Origin of the sequence: Amycolatopsis sp. cmx-4-61, from assembly GCF_046548775.1 — a bacterium.
Lineage (GTDB): Bacteria > Actinomycetota > Actinomycetes > Mycobacteriales > Pseudonocardiaceae > Amycolatopsis.
The window spans coordinates 601,120-616,148 of record NZ_JAEBEI010000001.1 but is presented as its reverse complement, the minus strand read 5'-3'; the positions used below and the strand labels follow the sequence as shown (position 1 = coordinate 616,148).

Sequence of the window (15,029 nt, the reverse complement as noted above, 5' to 3'; positions counted from 1 at the left end):
CGGCTGGGAACATGGCCACCTACGATCGTGTTGAGCCTGGTACAGGTCACTACGAGCGGAGGTCAACGGGTGGCTGCCGAGGAAATCAGGAACCTGATCATCGTCGGGTCGGGTCCTGCCGGATACACCGCTGCCGTTTACGCGGCGCGGGCCCAGCTGGAACCGCTGGTGTTCGAGGGCACGCAGTTCGGCGGCGCGCTGATGACGACGACCGAGGTCGAGAACTTCCCCGGGTTCCGCGACGGCATCATGGGTCCGGACCTGATGGAGGAGATGCGCAAGCAGGCCGAGCGCTTCGGCGCCGAGCTGCGCGCGGAGGACGTCGAGTCGCTGGAGCTGACCGGGGACGTCAAGTACGTCGTCGCGAACGGCAAGCGCTACGCCGCCCGCGCGGTCATCCTCGCCATGGGGGCCGCGGCGCGGTACCTCAACGTGCCGGGCGAGCAGGAACTGCTCGGCCGTGGTGTGTCCGCCTGTGCGACCTGTGACGGCTTCTTCTTCCGCGACCACGACATCGTGGTCGCCGGCGGTGGCGACTCGGCGATGGAGGAGGCGACCTTCCTGACGAAGTTCGCGAAGTCCGTCACGATCGTCCACCGGCGCGACGAGTTCCGCGCCTCCAAGATCATGGTCGAGCGCGCCCGCGCGAACGAGAAGATCAAGTGGAAGCTGAACTCGCAGATCACCGGTGTCCTGGGCGACGGCAAGGTCGAGGCCCTGCAGCTGAAGGACACCAAGGACGGCTCCGAATCGACGCTGGACGTGTCGGGCTTCTTCGTCGCCATCGGCCACGACCCCCGCAGCCAGCTGGTGAAGGGGCAGGTCGACCTGGACGAGGACGGCTACGTGGTGACGAAGGGCAAGACGTCCTTCACCAACCTCGACGGCGTCTTCGCGGCCGGTGACCTGGTGGACCGCACCTACCGGCAGGCGATCACCGCGGCCGGCTCCGGGTGCAGCGCCGCGATCGACGCGGAACGATGGCTCGCGGAGCACGGCGAATCGGACGCGCACGAAGCGGCCGAGCTCGTCGGCGGCGGCTACGGCGCGGGCACCAACTGACTTTCCGGCGTTCAACCACCCCTTGGAGGAGAAATCATGGCCAACACCGTCAAGGTGACCGACGCGACGTTCGTCGACGAGGTCCTGACCAGCGAGAAGCCCGTTCTGGTCGACTTCTGGGCCACCTGGTGCGGCCCGTGCAAGATGGTCGCCCCGGTGCTCGAGGAGATCGCGGCCGAGAAGGGCGACAAGCTGACGATCGCCAAGATCGACATCGACGAGAACCCGAACACGCCGCGTGACTACCAGGTGATGTCCATCCCGACGCTGATCCTGTTCCAGGGCGGCAAGCCGGTGAAGCAGATCGTGGGCGCGAAGCCGAAGGCCGCGCTGCTGTCGGACCTCGCCGACGTCCTCTGAATCGAACCACCTCGCCGAACCCGGGGCCTGCAGGAATCCTCTTGCGGGTCCCGGGTTCGCGCGCGTTCGGGCGAATCTCACCGATGTGAGTTGATCGAGCGTGACGGCGGCCGTCCTGGGTACTCCACGAACGGGTCCTTGACGGACCTACCGGGCCTACGCTGTCACCGAGAGTTGGCAAGGCACAATAGAAGGCCTGGGCGCGTCCCAGCGAAGGTTTTCTTGCCACGCACCGAGCTCCCCATCGGTGCCTTAGGAAGAGCGAGGAGTGCATGCGGGTACTCCGCCGCGGTGACGCCGGTCCGGACGTCGCCGAGATCAGGTCCATCCTGGCCGGGATGGACCTGCTCCCGCCGGTCACCGGTACCGACGAGGAGTACGGCACGTTCGACGTCGCCGTCGAGCACGCCGTTCGTGCCTTCCAGCAGCGTCGTGGGCTGATGACCGACGGCATCGTGGGTCCGGCGACGTTCCAGGCGCTCAAGGGCGCCAGCTACCACCTGGGCAGCCGCCCGCTGTCGTACATGATCGCCTCGCCGGTCCACGGCGACGACGTCTTCACGCTGCAGGAGCGGCTGACCGAGCTCGGCTTCGACGCCGGCCGCCCCGACGGCTACTTCGGGCCCCAGACCGAGCGCGCGCTCAAGACGTTCCAGCGCGACATGCGCCTGACGCCGGACGGCATGTGCGGCCCGGCGACCATCCGCGAGCTGCACCGCCTGTCCTCGCCGCGGGCCCGGGGCGGGCGCCCCGTGTTCCTGCGCGAACAGGAGCAGGTGCGCCAGGCCGGCCCGCGCCTGCGCGGCAAGCGCATCGTGATCGACCCCGGCCATGGCGGCGACGACCTCGGCGTGGTCGCCGGCGGCCTGCGCGAAGCCGACATCGCCTGGGACCTCGCCCGCCGGCTCGAAGGCCGGATGAAGGCCACGGGCATGGAGGCGCTGATCTCGCGCGGCCCGAACCACAGCCCCACCGAGCTGGAGCGCGCCAAGTTCGCCAACGACGCGGGCGCGGACCTGTTCCTCTCGCTGCACAGCGACAAGAACCCCTCGCCGCGCGCGCAGGGGGTCGCGAGCTTCCACTTCGGCAACGGTAACGGCACCACGTCCACGGTGGGCGAGCTGCTGGCCGGCTTCATCCAGCGCGAGGTCGCGGCCCGCACGGGCATGCTCGACTGCCGCACGCACTACAAGTCGTGGGACATCTTCACCCGCACCCGCTGCCCGGCGGTCCGGGTCGAGATCGGCTACCTGACGAACCCCGACGACGCCCGCAAGCTCGGTGACCCGGCGTTCCGCGACATCGTCGCGGAGGGCATCCTGATCGCCGTCAAGCGCCTGTACCTCCTCGGCGAAGGCGACCAGCCGACGGGAACGTTCACGTTCGCCGACGTCCTCGCGCACGAGCTCGCCAAGGCTGAATAGGGTCGACCACAACCCCTAGCGGCTCTCCTTCACCTACCCCACCACACCTGGGGACGCGGTCGGCGCGTCCCCAGGTTTTGGGGCAGTTCTCCACAGCTTGTCCACCGCTCCTAGCAGCGCTCTGTGGATAACTCGGCACTTCTTCCACAGTTGTGCACACGTGCTTTCAGGCGCGCCAAAGCCGTGCCGCAAACGTTTGCGGATGCGGAATCAGGCGCGGCCGAGGCTCGGCTCGGCCGTCGTGATCGTCACCTGGCCGAGCAGGCGTTCCAGCGCCGCCTCGACGTCTTCCTTCCAGGTGATCGCTGAGCGCAGCTCGAGGCGCAGGCGGGGCCACTTCTGGTGCGGGCGGACGGTCTTGAAGCCCACGCTCTGCAGGAACGCCGCCGGCAGCACGCAGCTGTGCCCGCCGTCCGGGTCGGCCTCTTCGGGGCGGGCGTCGCCGAACGCCTCGATCGCTCGGACGCCGCGCTTGGTCAGGTCCTTGGCGACCGCTTGGACCAGCATCCGGCCGAGCCCGCCACCGCGGAACTCGGGGAGGACCTGGAACGCGGTCAGCAGGACGGCGTCCGCGCTCGGCGGCGAGGTCGGGAAGGCCAGTGCGCGCGGGACGGCGTTCGGCGGGGCGTACAGCACGAACCCGACCGGCAGCGTGTCGCTGTAGACGATGCGGCCGCAGGAACCCCACTCGAGCAGCACGCTCGACACCCAGGCTTCCTTCTCGACCTCGGTCGCGCCGAACTCCTCGGCCTGGTGCTTGAGGTGCGGGGCCAGCTCCCAGTACACGCACCTGCGGCAGCTCTTCGGCAGGTGCTCGAGGTTGTCCAGTGTGACGCCCACGACGCGACGCGACACCCGCGACCTCCCTGACCTGCGCTCCCGACCGGCGGCCCGGTCGTCAAGCCGCGCGAGAACCACGGCACGAACGGGAGCCAGGGTCGAGGATAGGCCGATGTGACGAGCACCGGAAGGCCAGGGGGTCCTGATGGGTGCCCGGTTACACTCGATGGGATCTACCTGCTCCCGCGGGAGTGACCGTGTCCACCGAGCCCCGGGTGAATCGTCGATGACCGAGAACCGCCCCAGCAAGCCGCAGAGTGGTCTTCAGAAACACAGCGGCCGCCAGAACCTCGACCCGCACCTCGAGCGGTACGCCGCCCGCACCGCGGGGATGACCGCCTCCGAGATCCGGGCGCTGTTCGCGGTGGCCAGCCGGCCCGAGGTGGTTTCCCTGGCCGGCGGCATGCCCAACCTGGCCGCGCTCCCGCTCGACACGCTGTCCGCCCAGGTGGGCGAGATCATCGCCGAAGACGGCCTCGTCGCGCTGCAGTACGGCTCGGCGCACGGCATCCCGGTGCTGCGCGAGCAGATCTGCGAAATCATGGCCCTGGAGGGCATCAAGGCGCACCCGGACGACGTCGTGGTGACCGTCGGCTCCCAGATGGGCCTGGACATGGTCACGCGGCTGTTCTGCGACCCGGGTGACGTCGTGATCGCCGAAGGTCCTTCGTACGTCGGTGCGCTCGGCTCGTTCGCCGCCTACCAGGCGCAGGTCGTGCACGTGGCGATGGACGACAACGGCCTGGTGCCGGAGCTGCTGCGGGAGGCGCTGGTCCGGACGGAGAAGGCCGGCCGCCGGGTCAAGTTCCTGTACACGATCCCGAACTTCCACAACCCCGCCGGCGTCACGCTGGCCGTCGAGCGCCGCGCGGAGATCCTGGAGATCTGCCGGGAGCACGGCGTCCTGGTCGTCGAAGACAACCCGTACGGGTTGCTCGGCTTCGACGGGCAGACGTACCCGGCGCTGCGCTCGACCGATCCCGAGAACGTCGTGTACCTCGGCTCGTTCTCCAAGACGTTCGCTTCCGGCCTGCGCGTCGGCTGGGTGCTCGCGCCGCACGCCGTGCGCGAGAAGCTCGTGCTCGCCGCGGAGTCGGCGACGCTGTGCCCGCCGACGTTCAACCAGATGATCGTCTCGCGCTACCTGGCCACGCACGACTGGAAGGGCCAGATCAAGAAGTTCCGCGAGAACTACCGCGACCGGCGGGACGCGATCCTGTCCGCGCTCGACCAGTACCTGCCCCCGGGCTGCTCGTGGACCAAGCCGGACGGCGGTTTCTACGTCTGGGTGACGGTCCCGGAGGGTGTCGACACGAAGGCGATGCTGCCGCGCGCGGTGACCGCGCGGGTGGCGTACGCGTCCGGCACCGGGTTCTACGCCGACGGCTTCGGCAGCCGCCAGATGCGGCTGTCCTACTGCTACCCGACGCCGGAACGCATCCGCGAGGGCGTCCGGCGGCTGGCGGCCGTGCTGGAGTCCGAAATGGACCTCGCCCGCACTTTCGGTAGCGTGACCTCGCGCCAGATCCAGGGACCGCAGAACCCGTCCCCGGACACGGTTTAAACCTTCTTAAGGAGTTCCCACGGTGGTCGACCGTACCGTTGCCGTGCTCGCCGGCGGGCTTTCGCACGAGCGCGACGTCTCCCTCAGGTCCGGGCGGCGGCTCTCCGCGGCGCTGAAGTCGGAGGACTTGGGCATCGAGGAGTGGGACACCGACGCGGGCCTCCTGGAGCGGCTGCGCACGCAGCGCCCGGACGCGGTGGTCGTCGCGCTGCACGGCGGCGAGGGCGAGAACGGCTCGGTGCAGACGGTGCTGGAGATGCTGGGCGTGCCGTTCGTCGGCACCGGCTCCCAGGGCTGCCGCCGCGCGTGGGACAAGCCGACCGCGAAGGCGCTGCTGCAGAACGCCGGATTCGTGACGCCGGAGTGGGTTGTCCTGCCGCACAGCACGTTCCGCGAGCTCGGGGCCCAGGCGGTGCTCGACGCGATGGTGGAGCGCCTCGGCCTGCCGTTGATCCTCAAGCCCGACCAGGGCGGCTCGGCGCTCGGCACGCAGGTAGTGCGCGAGGCGGCGGAACTGCCGGCGGCGATGGTCGGCTGCTTCGCCTACGGGGACACGGTTCTCGCCGAGCGCTTCGTGGACGGCGTCGAGGTGGCCGTGACGGTCATCGAGGGCGAGAACGGGCCCGAGGCCCTGCCTGCGGTCGAGATCGTCCCGGAGAGCGGCGTGTACGACTACACGGCCCGCTACACGGCCGGCCTGACTGACTTCTTCACCCCGGCCCGGCTCGACGACACCGCGGCCAAGGCGGTGGCCGAGCTGGCCGTCGCCGCCCACCGCGTGCTCGGGCTGCGGGACATCTCCCGGACCGACGCGGTCGTCGCGGCCGACGGCACGGTTCACTTCCTCGAAGTGAACCCGTCGCCCGGTCTCACCGAGACGTCGACGGTGCCGATGGCGATCGAGGCGGCGGGCAAGTCGCTCGGCGCGGTGTTCGCCGAACTGATCGCGCGGGCCGTCGCTCGCTGACTCTTCACCTACGCGAAAGGCCGCCTCGGATCGTCCGTGGCGGCCTTTTTGCGGCGGCTGCGGGGGAGCGAAGCCCGCAAGACAGCCTTTTTCATCTGATCACTAACTGTGCTTGTCACAGCTGCGCGGAGCAATCATCACCGTGACGAAACACCCTGGGGTGATCCCTAATCGGTTTTCGGTGTCTGATTCGTCCCGTTCGGGTCGATGAGCGCGACGATCCGCTCGAGGTCGTCGACCGACCCGAACTCGAGCGTGATCCGGCCCTTGCGACGGCCGAGGTCGACCTTCACCCGGGTGTCGAAGCGGTCCGAGAGCCGGTTCGCGAGTTCCTGCAACCCCGGCGCCTGGATCGGCTTGCGCGGCGCGGGCTTCGGCTTGGCCGGCTTCTCGCTCTTCTTGAGCGTGACGGCTTCCTCGGTGGCCCGCACCGACATGCCCTCCGCGACGATCCGCGCGGCGAGCTCCTCTTGGCTTTCGGCGTCCTCCAGCGACAGCAACGCGCGCGCGTGCCCGGCGGACAGGACACCCGCGGCCACCCGGCGCTGCACCGGCAGGGGGAGCTTGAGGAGCCGGATCGTGTTGGTGATGACCGGGCGGCTGCGGCCGATCCGGCCGGCCAGTTCTTCGTGGGTGACCGCGAACTCGTCGAGCAGCTGCTGGTACGCCGCCGCCTCCTCGAGCGGGTTCAGCTGGACGCGGTGGATGTTCTCCAGGAGCGCGTCGCGCAGCATCGACTCGTCGGCGGTCTGCCGGACGATCGCCGGAATCGCGTCGAGTTCGGCTTGCTGCGACGCGCGCAGCCGCCGCTCGCCCATGACGAGCTCGTACTCGTCGTTGCCGAGCTCGCGGACGACGATGGGCTGCATGAGCCCGAACTCGCGGATCGAGTGCTCGAGTTCGGCGAGCGCGTCTTCGTCGAAGACCTGGCGCGGCTGCTTCGGGTTCGGCTTGATCGAGCCGACCGGGATCTCGCGGTAGACGGCGCCGGCGACTTCGCCGGCGTGCTGCTGCGCCTGTCCGTTCGCCGCGAACCATCCCTTGTCCTCGGCCGCCTTCTTGTCCGCCGTTGCCCCCTCGGTGGGCGCGGGCAGCGGACCACCGCCGGTGGGTCCGGTCGGGATCAGGGCGGCGAGGCCGCGCCCCAGCCCTCCTCGACGCTCCGTCATGTCGAACTACCCTTCTCCATCCGAGCGCCGCGCTCGGCGATCTCCTTGGCCGCGTCGACGTAGCTCATCGCCCCGCGCGAACCGGGGTCGTAGGCGAGCACGGTCTGGCCGTACCCGGGCGCCTCGGACACCTTCACGCTGCGGGGGATGACCGTCTTGAGCACGGTGTCGCCGAAGTGGTTCCGCACCTCGTTCGTCACCTGGTCCGCCAGCTTGGTGCGGCCGTCGTACATGGTGAGGAGGATCGTCGAGACGCGGAGTTCGCGGTTCAGGTGCTGCTGCACGAGCTCGATGTTGCTCAGCAGCTGCCCGAGCCCTTCGAGCGCGTAGTACTCGCACTGGATCGGGATGAGCACCTCCTGCGCGGCGACCATCGCGTTGACCGTCAGCAGGCCCAGCGACGGCGGGCAGTCGATGAGGACGTAGTCGACACCGATCTCGTCGAGGATCTCGGAGGAGATGGCCTCCTTGAGCCGGGACTCACGGGACGCCATGGAGACGAGCTCGATCTCGGCACCGGCGAGGTCGATCGTCGCGGGGACGCAGAAGAGGTTGGGGGACTGCTCGGTCGGCTGGGCCGCCTCGGCGAGCGTCACCTCGCCGATAAGCACCTCGTAGATGGACGGCGTCCCGGACCGGTGGTCGACGTCGAGCGCGGTGCTCGCGTTGCCCTGCGGGTCCAGGTCGACGACGAGCGTCTTGAGCCCGTGGACGGCGAGCGCGGCGGCGAGGTTGACCGTGCTCGTGGTCTTGCCGACGCCGCCCTTCTGGTTGGCGACGGTCAGCACCCGACGGCGGCCCGGGCGGGGGAGTTCCCCCTCCTTCGGGTGCAGCAGACGCGCGGCGCGGGCGGCTTCTTCGGCGATCGGCGTCCAGCCCACGTCGTGGCTGGTCTCCGTGGAGTCGGACGGCGGGGGATTCACCGGTCTCGACACCTCCTCCATCTAGACGTCTGGTCGGTGGTCGAGTCGCTACGTTTCACGTGGAACATGGCGGCCCGTTAACGCTTCCTGCTCCGCGCCTTCGGCTTGCTGGCCGGTGGGAGGCGACGGATCTTCACGACCGTGCTGGGCACCTCGAGAACCGCCGCACCGCACTCGACGATCAGGGGGTCGGCCCCGCCGGCCTTGCGGATGGCGGCACCGTCCCGGTCGATCTCGTCCGCCGCGCTGGCGCCCTTGAGGGCGACCAGGAAGCCGTCGGGACGGACCAGCGGCAGGCACCAGTCCGCGAGACGAGCGAGCGGGGCGACCGCGCGAGCGGTGACGATGTCGGCGCCACCGAGCTGCTCACGCACAGGCCGCTCCTCCGCGCGTCCACGGACGACGGTGATCGGGAGTTCCAGCTTCTCGGCCATCTCGGCCAGCCAGTCCACCCGGCGGGCCATCGGTTCGAGCAAGACGATATCGAGGTCCGGTCGCGCGATCGCCAGCGGTACACCCGGAAGCCCGGCGCCCGACCCGACGTCGACGACCCGGGCGCCGTCGGGCATCTGCTCACCGATCACCGCCGAGTTCAGGACGTGCCGCTCCCACAGCCGTTCGACTTCCCGCGGGCCGATGAGCCCGCGCTCCACGCCGTGGCGCTCCAGGAGTTCGACGTACCCGGCGGCTTGGTCGACGCGCGCACCGAACACTCGCTCCGCCGCGGCCCGCACCGTCTCCGCGGCTTGCTCCAAGCTCACTCCGTCTACTCCTCGTCCGCCGGTTTCACGTGAAACCGCACTCGTTCGATTGTCCCCGATGAACCGGAGAAGACGAGCCGACAGTCCGAAGATGTGGACAACTCCACTCGGCCAGTCGTCGCTGCGGCCGGTTCCACGTGAAACATCAAGCGTGTAATTCGGTTCGCCGCGCCCCCTTGTGCGGACGCTGGGCAAAACGAAGCGGCCCCACCCGAACCAGTCGGATGGGGCCGCTCTTGACGCGAACTGGGTCTCAGGACTCCGGGAAGATCACCACGCGGCGCTTCGGGTCCTCGCCCTCGCTCTCGCTCGTGACGCCCGAGACGGTCGCCACCGCGTCGTGGACCACCTTGCGCTCGAACGGGCTCATCGGCTGCAGCCGCACCCGCTCGCCGCTCTTGAGGACCGACTCCGCCGTCGAGCGGCCGAGCTCCTTGAGCTCCTCGCGGCGGTCCGCGCGCCAGCCCGCGATGTCCAGCATCAGGCGGCTGCGGGAGCCCGTCTCCTGCTGGACCGCCAAGCGGGTCAGCTCCTGCAGCGCCTCGAGCACCGTGCCGCGCGGGCCGACGAGCTTCTCGAGGTCCTCGCCGCCGTCGATGCTCACGATCGCGCGGCCCGCTTCGACGTCCAGGTCGATGTCGCCGTCGTAGTCGAGCAGGTCGAGCAGGCGCTCGAGGTAGTCGCCGGCGATGTCACCCTCCTGCACGAGGATGTCGTCGCCACCGCCCGCCTTCTGCTCGCCCGCCTCGGCGGCGGCCGGCTCCGGGGTCACGTCGTCCTGATCGGCGTCGATCGTGTCGATCGTCTCCGACATCATTCGTCTCCTCTCCGAACCGGTCGCGCCTCAGCGGCGCTTCCGGCCCGACTTCCTGGTCGAGTCTTTGAGAAGGCCCGGCACGCCGGTGCCGTTGTCCTTCGAACCGTTCTGGCCGTTCGTGTCGGCCGGGGTCTGGTCGCCGTCGACGGACGCGGCCGCGGCGGCGGATGCGGCAGTGGCACCGGAGGCGGCAGTGGCACCGGAGGCGGCCGAAGTGGTCTGGGCGAAGCCGTGGGCCGAGCCCGCCTTCGTGACCTTCTTCGCCGCGCCGGTCTGCGCGGGCTGGTTCTTCTTCTGCTGAACCGGCTTCTGGCCGACCTTCGGCGCGGTCGGCTTCTGCCCGGGCTTCGGGCCGAGCGACGCGCGCTTCTCCGCGGCCTCCGCCTTGCGGGCCGCCTCTTCCTTGTCGATCTTCGTGTAGACGAGGCGCTGCTGCATCAGGGTCCAGCCGTTGTTCGCCAGCCAGTAGAAGAGGAGGCCGAGCGGGAACAGCGCACCGAAGACGAGGACACCGAGCGGGAAGATGTACATCGTCAGCTTGTTCATGATCGCGGTCTGCGGGGTGGCCGACGCGGCGTTCTGCCGGGCCACCGAGTGACGCGCGGTGAGGTGCGTGGCGATCGACGCGACGATCATCAGGGGCAGCGCGACCGGGAGCACGTTCCAGTGCCAGCCGCTCTGGCCACTGCCACCGATCGCCGTGATGCTGTTGTGGATGGCGTCACCGAGGTTGACGCCGAACAGCTTCGCGTTGACGTACGACTCGACGTCGTGCTTGCTGAAGAAGTAGTTCTCGGTCTTCTGCTCGAGCGGCTTGTTCGTGAACGCGCGGAGGACCCAGTTCAGGCCGATGAACACCGGGATCTGCAGCAGCATCGGCAGGCAGCTGCCGAGCGGGTTGACGCCGTGCTCCTTCTGGAGCTTCTGCATCTCCGCGGCCTGGCGCTGCCGGTCGTTCGCGTACTTCTTCTGGAGCTTCTTCATCTCCGGCGCGAAGTCCTGCATCTTCTTCATCGACCGGACCTGGTTCACGAACGGCTTGAACATGATGCCGCGGACGGTGAACGTCAGGAAGATGATGCCGAGGATCCAGGAGATGGCCGTCGACTCGCCGAAGACGAACCCGAAGACCTTGTGCCAACACCAGAGGATGAAGGACACGGGGTAGTAGATGAAATCGAGCACTGCTGCTACTCCTCGATCGGTGTTTCAGGTCGTCGGTGGCGCCACGAGAACTCCTCGGGCACGGGGTCGCGGCCGGGCGGTGTCCACGGGCCGCAGCGCAGCAGCCGGCGCAGCGCGAGGTAGGAGCCCCGGCCGGCACCGTGCCGGGTGAGGGCTTCGACTGCGTACGCGCTGCAGCTCGGGTAGAACCGGCAAGCCGGTGGGAGGAAAGGCGAGATCGCCTTGCGGTAGAGCTTGACGGGGAGCAGGAGGACCCAGGCGACGGGACCGGGCCTCGGCGGCTCGGGCGCTACGTCGTGGTCGTGCTCGGGGGTGGCTCGCATGCCGGTCACACCGCTGATCCGTGGTCGGGGGCCGCGTCCGCGGGACGCGTCGGGCGGGGGACATCCCCGGCCGGACGGCGCGACGACAGAAGCCCCAGCCGACGCAACGCGGCGTCGAGATCGGACCCGAGCTCGGCGCTGGACGCGGTCGACGACGGCGGCAATGCCCGTACGACCAACGCAGTGCCGGCGGGCAGTGTTCCGAGCCTGGCCGAAACGAGATGACGCAACCGGCGGCTGACGCGGTGGCGGACCACCGAATTGCCGACGGCCTTGCTCACCACAAAACCCGCCCTGGCCGTCGACACGGTGTTTGACTGCACAGTCTCGGGCTGCGCAGTGTTCGACTGCACAGCGTTTGACTGCGCAGTGCTTGACTGCACCGTGTCGGCGGCCGCGGACGGGTCCGTGGTCAGCGCGTGGACGACGAGGCGGCGCCTGCCTGCCCGGGACCCGCGACGGAGAACCACGCGGAAATCCTCACTCCGCCGCAGTCGTGCGGCAGCCGGCAGCACGGCGCGCCCCGATCGTGAGATCAGGCGGACAGCGCTTCGCGGCCCTTGCGACGGCGGGCCGCCAGGATGGCCCGGCCGGCGCGGGTCCGCATGCGCAGGCGGAACCCGTGGGTCTTCGCGCGGCGGCGGTTGTTCGGCTGGAAGGTGCGCTTACCCTTGCTCACTGCTTCTCCTGTGTGTCGCTGTGTCGTCTGCCCCTGACCCGCCCTGAGGAGGAGAGGTTTCCCTCCGCCTGGCGTGTCGTGCGGGCGCACGGCAGTCTCTGGTGTCTCCTACCAACGTGTGGCCTCGTCACGACGAGCAACGACAACGTGGGCACGCGAAACGCACCCGTCGCATACGGGAGACCTTACGAGGGTACGCACCCCCGTCGGGCGGTCGGTAAGCACCCCCTCGGCCACGGTACGCGACCGGCCGGCGCCCCTGGGGAGTTCGACGCGGCGGCACCGAATGGCAACTCGCCGTGCACCGTGAAATGCTGGCCGCCCAGGATGCCTTGTGGCCGCGAGCGGGGCTTGTTAGCGTGCCTCTCTCGGGTCACCGGTTCCAGGTGCACGAGTATCCAGGTGGTGGAGTGCCCACCGGCGTACGACGAGCCCGCAGGTGGCGACCCCGCGGGCCGCCGTACATTAGTGCACAGCTGTGGACAACTATGTGGATATTCGCTGTGCCGGTGCGCCGACAGGTCTCCTGTGATCGCCGGGTGGAGTGACCGGGTGTTCCCGGGGCCGGCTCGGCCGTCCACGCCGACGAGGGGAGGGGAGCCAGACAGGTGTCGGATCACCAGCACAATCTGGGTGTCATCTGGGAACAGGTGGTACGCGAACTGTCCGACGGGACCCTCTCTCCGCAGCAGCGCGCCTGGATGCGCGTGACCCGGCCGATCGGCCTGCTCGACGGCACGGCGCTGCTCGCCGCGCCCAGCGACTTCGCGAAGGAAGCGATCGAGCGCGGGCTGCGCGGCGCGATCACCGACGCGCTTTCCCGGCGGCTCGGCCGGGCCATCTCGCTCGCGGTGAAGGTCGACAGCGCCGAAGCCGTCGTCCCGTCGCCCGTCCCCCGCTACGCCCCGTCACCCGGCCGGGTGGAAAACGGTGCGAGCGCCGAACCGGCCCCGCCGATGCCGGCCAACGGCGCGCCGATGATGCCGCCCCCGCGGCCCGAACCCGCGCAGCCGCGGCCGCCGATGCCGCCGATGCCGATGCCGGCGCACCAGGCCGTCGCGGCCAAGCCGGACGAGGGCGACGACACCGACGAGGAAGTCGACGAAGAGGGCGAGGCGCTCGCCGCGGTCCACGAGATCTGGCCGACGTTCTCCGGCCAGCCGATCGCCGGCCAGCCGTACACCGCGCCGGCGCAGCCGCAGACGTCGAAGACGAAGCTGAACGAGAAGTACACCTTCGACACGTTCGTCATCGGCGCGTCCAACCGCTTCGCGCACGCGGCCGCGGTCGCCGTCGCCGAAGCGCCCGCCCGCGCCTACAACCCCCTTTTCATCTGGGGTGAGTCCGGGCTCGGCAAGACGCACCTGCTGCACGCGGTCGGTCACTACGCGCAACGGCTCTTCCCGGGCATGCGCGTCCGGTACGTCTCGACCGAAGAGTTCACGAACGACTTCATCAACTCGCTGCGCGACGACCGCAAGGTCGCCTTCCAGCGGCGCTACCGCGACATCGACATCCTGCTCGTCGACGACATCCAGTTCCTGGAGGGCAAGGAAGGGACGCAGGAAGAGTTCTTCCACACCTTCAACACCCTCCACAACGCGAACAAGCAGATCGTCGTCAGCTCCGACCGCCCGCCGAAGCGCCTCGAAACGCTGGAGGACCGGCTGCGGACGCGGTTCGAGTGGGGCCTGATCACCGACATCCAGCCCCCCGAGCTCGAGACGCGCATCGCGATCCTCCGCAAGAAGGCGGCGCAGGACAGGCTGGCGGTGCCGGGCGAAGTCCTCGAATTCATCGCTTCGCGCGTCGAGGCGAACATCCGGGAACTGGAAGGCGCGCTGATCCGCGTCACGGCGTTCGCGTCGCTGAACCAGCAGCCGGTCGACAGCGCGCTCGCCGAGATCGTGCTGCGCGACCTGATCCCCGACTCGCACGCGCCGGAGATCACCGCGCCGACCATCATGGGCGTCACGTCCGAGTTCTTCGACGTCACGCTCGACGACCTGTGCGGCCCCGGCAAGACGAAGGCGCTCGCCACAGCCCGCCAGATCGCGATGTACCTCTGCCGCGAGCTGACCGACATGTCGCTGCCGAAGATCGGGCAGACGTTCGGCGGCCGCGACCACACGACGGTCATGCACGCGGACAAGAAGATCCGCAAGGAGATGGCCGAGCGCCGGCGGATCTACGACCAGGTGCAGGAGCTGACGTCGCGCATCAAGCAGCGCGCCCGCCAGTAGCACATCCCTTACCTCCCAACGACTTCGGGGCGTCCGCTCAATGTGGACGCCCCTTCGTCGTCTTTGCGCGGAGCCCCTCATGGGCACAGTCGTCTTTGGAGTGTCCTAAGCACGCGTACGCGCCTTCGCTGCTTCGCGCGCGTACGCGTGCTTCGCCAAACTCGCGAAAATTGTTTGTACACAAGGGGTTTTCCCCACCGTGTGGGCGGATTGCCCACAGTGGCAACGGATCTCCCACCAGCGACGACCCGGATTTCCTCCACACCCCGCCCACAGCCGGTCCACAGGGAATCCACACCCTTGTCCACGCTGATTCCACAGGTTGCCCACATGCTGTGCACAGGCGGGCCCGATCACTCGGAAGAGGGGTTCGGACCCCGTCCGGCACCCCCAGACCCTGGGTACAAATCACCCCACACCTGGGGACAACCGTGGGGACAACCGGGGACAACTGTGGATGGTTCCGGGGACGCCCGAAACCATCCACGGACGCCCCGATCTGCCCACAGGTCCGCCACCAGGGTTCTCCACACGCCCGCGAGCCGTCCGACCTGCGCGAACGAGCTCAATCCACACAATCCACAACGCTTACTACTGCTACTGCCTTTAGATCTCTTCTAAGAGAGAAAAAGATAAAAACAGGCGGCGGACGAAGTTGGGGACAGCCGCGAGATCGAGTCGTCATGTCGACAAAGGCAAGGGGAGGCCGAGG

The 15,029-nt window shown here is 69.0% G+C and carries 15 protein-coding genes; 6 read left to right on the top strand and 9 right to left on the bottom strand.

Going from position 1 to position 15,029, the window contains the following annotated elements; genetic code table 11:
* The first annotated feature begins 69 nt into the window (after positions 1-69).
* From trxB to ACLJOU_RS03060, 3 genes are all read left to right on the top strand, one after another.
* The gene (gene trxB, locus ACLJOU_RS03070) at positions 70-1,062 is read left to right on the top strand and encodes a thioredoxin-disulfide reductase (protein WP_410562853.1); all 993 of its coding nucleotides are present in this window, start codon (positions 70-72) and stop codon (positions 1,060-1,062) included.
* Positions 1,063-1,098: 36 nt separating this feature from the next.
* Complete coding sequence (gene trxA, locus ACLJOU_RS03065) at positions 1,099-1,422, top strand: thioredoxin (RefSeq protein ID WP_072475336.1); 324 nt, start codon at positions 1,099-1,101, stop codon at positions 1,420-1,422.
* A 272-nt stretch (positions 1,423-1,694) separates the two neighbouring features.
* Entirely contained in the window at positions 1,695-2,846 is a 1,152-nt protein-coding gene (locus tag ACLJOU_RS03060) for an N-acetylmuramoyl-L-alanine amidase (protein WP_410562850.1), read from the top strand.
* 210 nt (positions 2,847-3,056) lie between these two features.
* Here the strand turns inward: ACLJOU_RS03060 and ACLJOU_RS03055 are convergent, their stop codons facing one another.
* Positions 3,057-3,701 carry a GNAT family N-acetyltransferase gene (locus tag ACLJOU_RS03055; RefSeq protein ID WP_410562848.1) on the bottom strand — a complete coding sequence of 215 codons (645 nt, stop codon included), beginning with the start codon at positions 3,699-3,701 and terminating at the stop codon, positions 3,057-3,059.
* A gap of 211 nt (positions 3,702-3,912) precedes the next feature.
* On the opposite strand from ACLJOU_RS03055, the gene ACLJOU_RS03050 reads away from it, so the two are divergent.
* Positions 3,913-5,250: a PLP-dependent aminotransferase family protein gene (locus ACLJOU_RS03050; RefSeq protein WP_410562846.1), complete on the top strand. Its 1,338-nt coding sequence runs from the start codon at positions 3,913-3,915 to the stop codon at positions 5,248-5,250.
* A 22-nt stretch (positions 5,251-5,272) separates the two neighbouring features.
* On the top strand, positions 5,273-6,217 hold the full coding sequence (locus ACLJOU_RS03045) for a D-alanine--D-alanine ligase (protein ID WP_410562844.1): 945 nt from the start codon (positions 5,273-5,275) through the stop codon (positions 6,215-6,217).
* Between the two features lie 167 nt (positions 6,218-6,384).
* Here ACLJOU_RS03045 and ACLJOU_RS03040 read toward each other — a convergent pair whose 3' ends face one another.
* The 8 genes from ACLJOU_RS03040 to rpmH form a co-directional block, all read right to left on the bottom strand.
* On the bottom strand, positions 6,385-7,386 hold the full coding sequence (locus ACLJOU_RS03040; RefSeq protein WP_410562841.1) for a ParB/RepB/Spo0J family partition protein: 1,002 nt from the start codon (positions 7,384-7,386) through the stop codon (positions 6,385-6,387).
* Complete coding sequence (locus tag ACLJOU_RS03035; RefSeq protein WP_410562840.1) at positions 7,383-8,309, bottom strand: ParA family protein; 927 nt, start codon at positions 8,307-8,309, stop codon at positions 7,383-7,385. The genes ACLJOU_RS03040 and ACLJOU_RS03035 overlap by 4 nt, the downstream gene beginning before the upstream one ends.
* A gap of 77 nt (positions 8,310-8,386) precedes the next feature.
* Positions 8,387-9,070, bottom strand: coding sequence for a 16S rRNA (guanine(527)-N(7))-methyltransferase RsmG (gene rsmG / locus ACLJOU_RS03030; protein ID WP_410562838.1), 684 nt, complete (start codon positions 9,068-9,070; stop codon positions 8,387-8,389).
* A 253-nt stretch (positions 9,071-9,323) separates the two neighbouring features.
* Positions 9,324-9,884 carry a protein jag gene (locus ACLJOU_RS03025; protein ID WP_410562836.1) on the bottom strand — a complete coding sequence of 187 codons (561 nt, stop codon included), beginning with the start codon at positions 9,882-9,884 and terminating at the stop codon, positions 9,324-9,326.
* Between the two features lie 30 nt (positions 9,885-9,914).
* Positions 9,915-11,072 carry a membrane protein insertase YidC gene (yidC, locus tag ACLJOU_RS03020; protein ID WP_410562834.1) on the bottom strand — a complete coding sequence of 386 codons (1,158 nt, stop codon included), beginning with the start codon at positions 11,070-11,072 and terminating at the stop codon, positions 9,915-9,917.
* Positions 11,073-11,077: 5 nt separating this feature from the next.
* Complete coding sequence (gene yidD / locus ACLJOU_RS03015) at positions 11,078-11,395, bottom strand: membrane protein insertion efficiency factor YidD (protein ID WP_410564688.1); 318 nt, start codon at positions 11,393-11,395, stop codon at positions 11,078-11,080.
* 5 nt (positions 11,396-11,400) lie between these two features.
* A complete protein-coding gene (rnpA, locus tag ACLJOU_RS03010) occupies positions 11,401-11,910 on the bottom strand; it encodes a ribonuclease P protein component (RefSeq protein WP_410562831.1) in 510 nt (169 codons plus the stop codon).
* 20 nt (positions 11,911-11,930) lie between these two features.
* A complete protein-coding gene (gene rpmH / locus ACLJOU_RS03005) occupies positions 11,931-12,074 on the bottom strand; it encodes a 50S ribosomal protein L34 (RefSeq protein WP_091288857.1) in 144 nt (47 codons plus the stop codon).
* A gap of 608 nt (positions 12,075-12,682) precedes the next feature.
* Between rpmH and dnaA the strand changes: the two genes are divergently transcribed.
* On the top strand, positions 12,683-14,317 hold the full coding sequence (dnaA, locus tag ACLJOU_RS03000) for a chromosomal replication initiator protein DnaA (protein ID WP_410562828.1): 1,635 nt from the start codon (positions 12,683-12,685) through the stop codon (positions 14,315-14,317).
* Positions 14,318-15,029 lie beyond the last annotated feature (712 nt).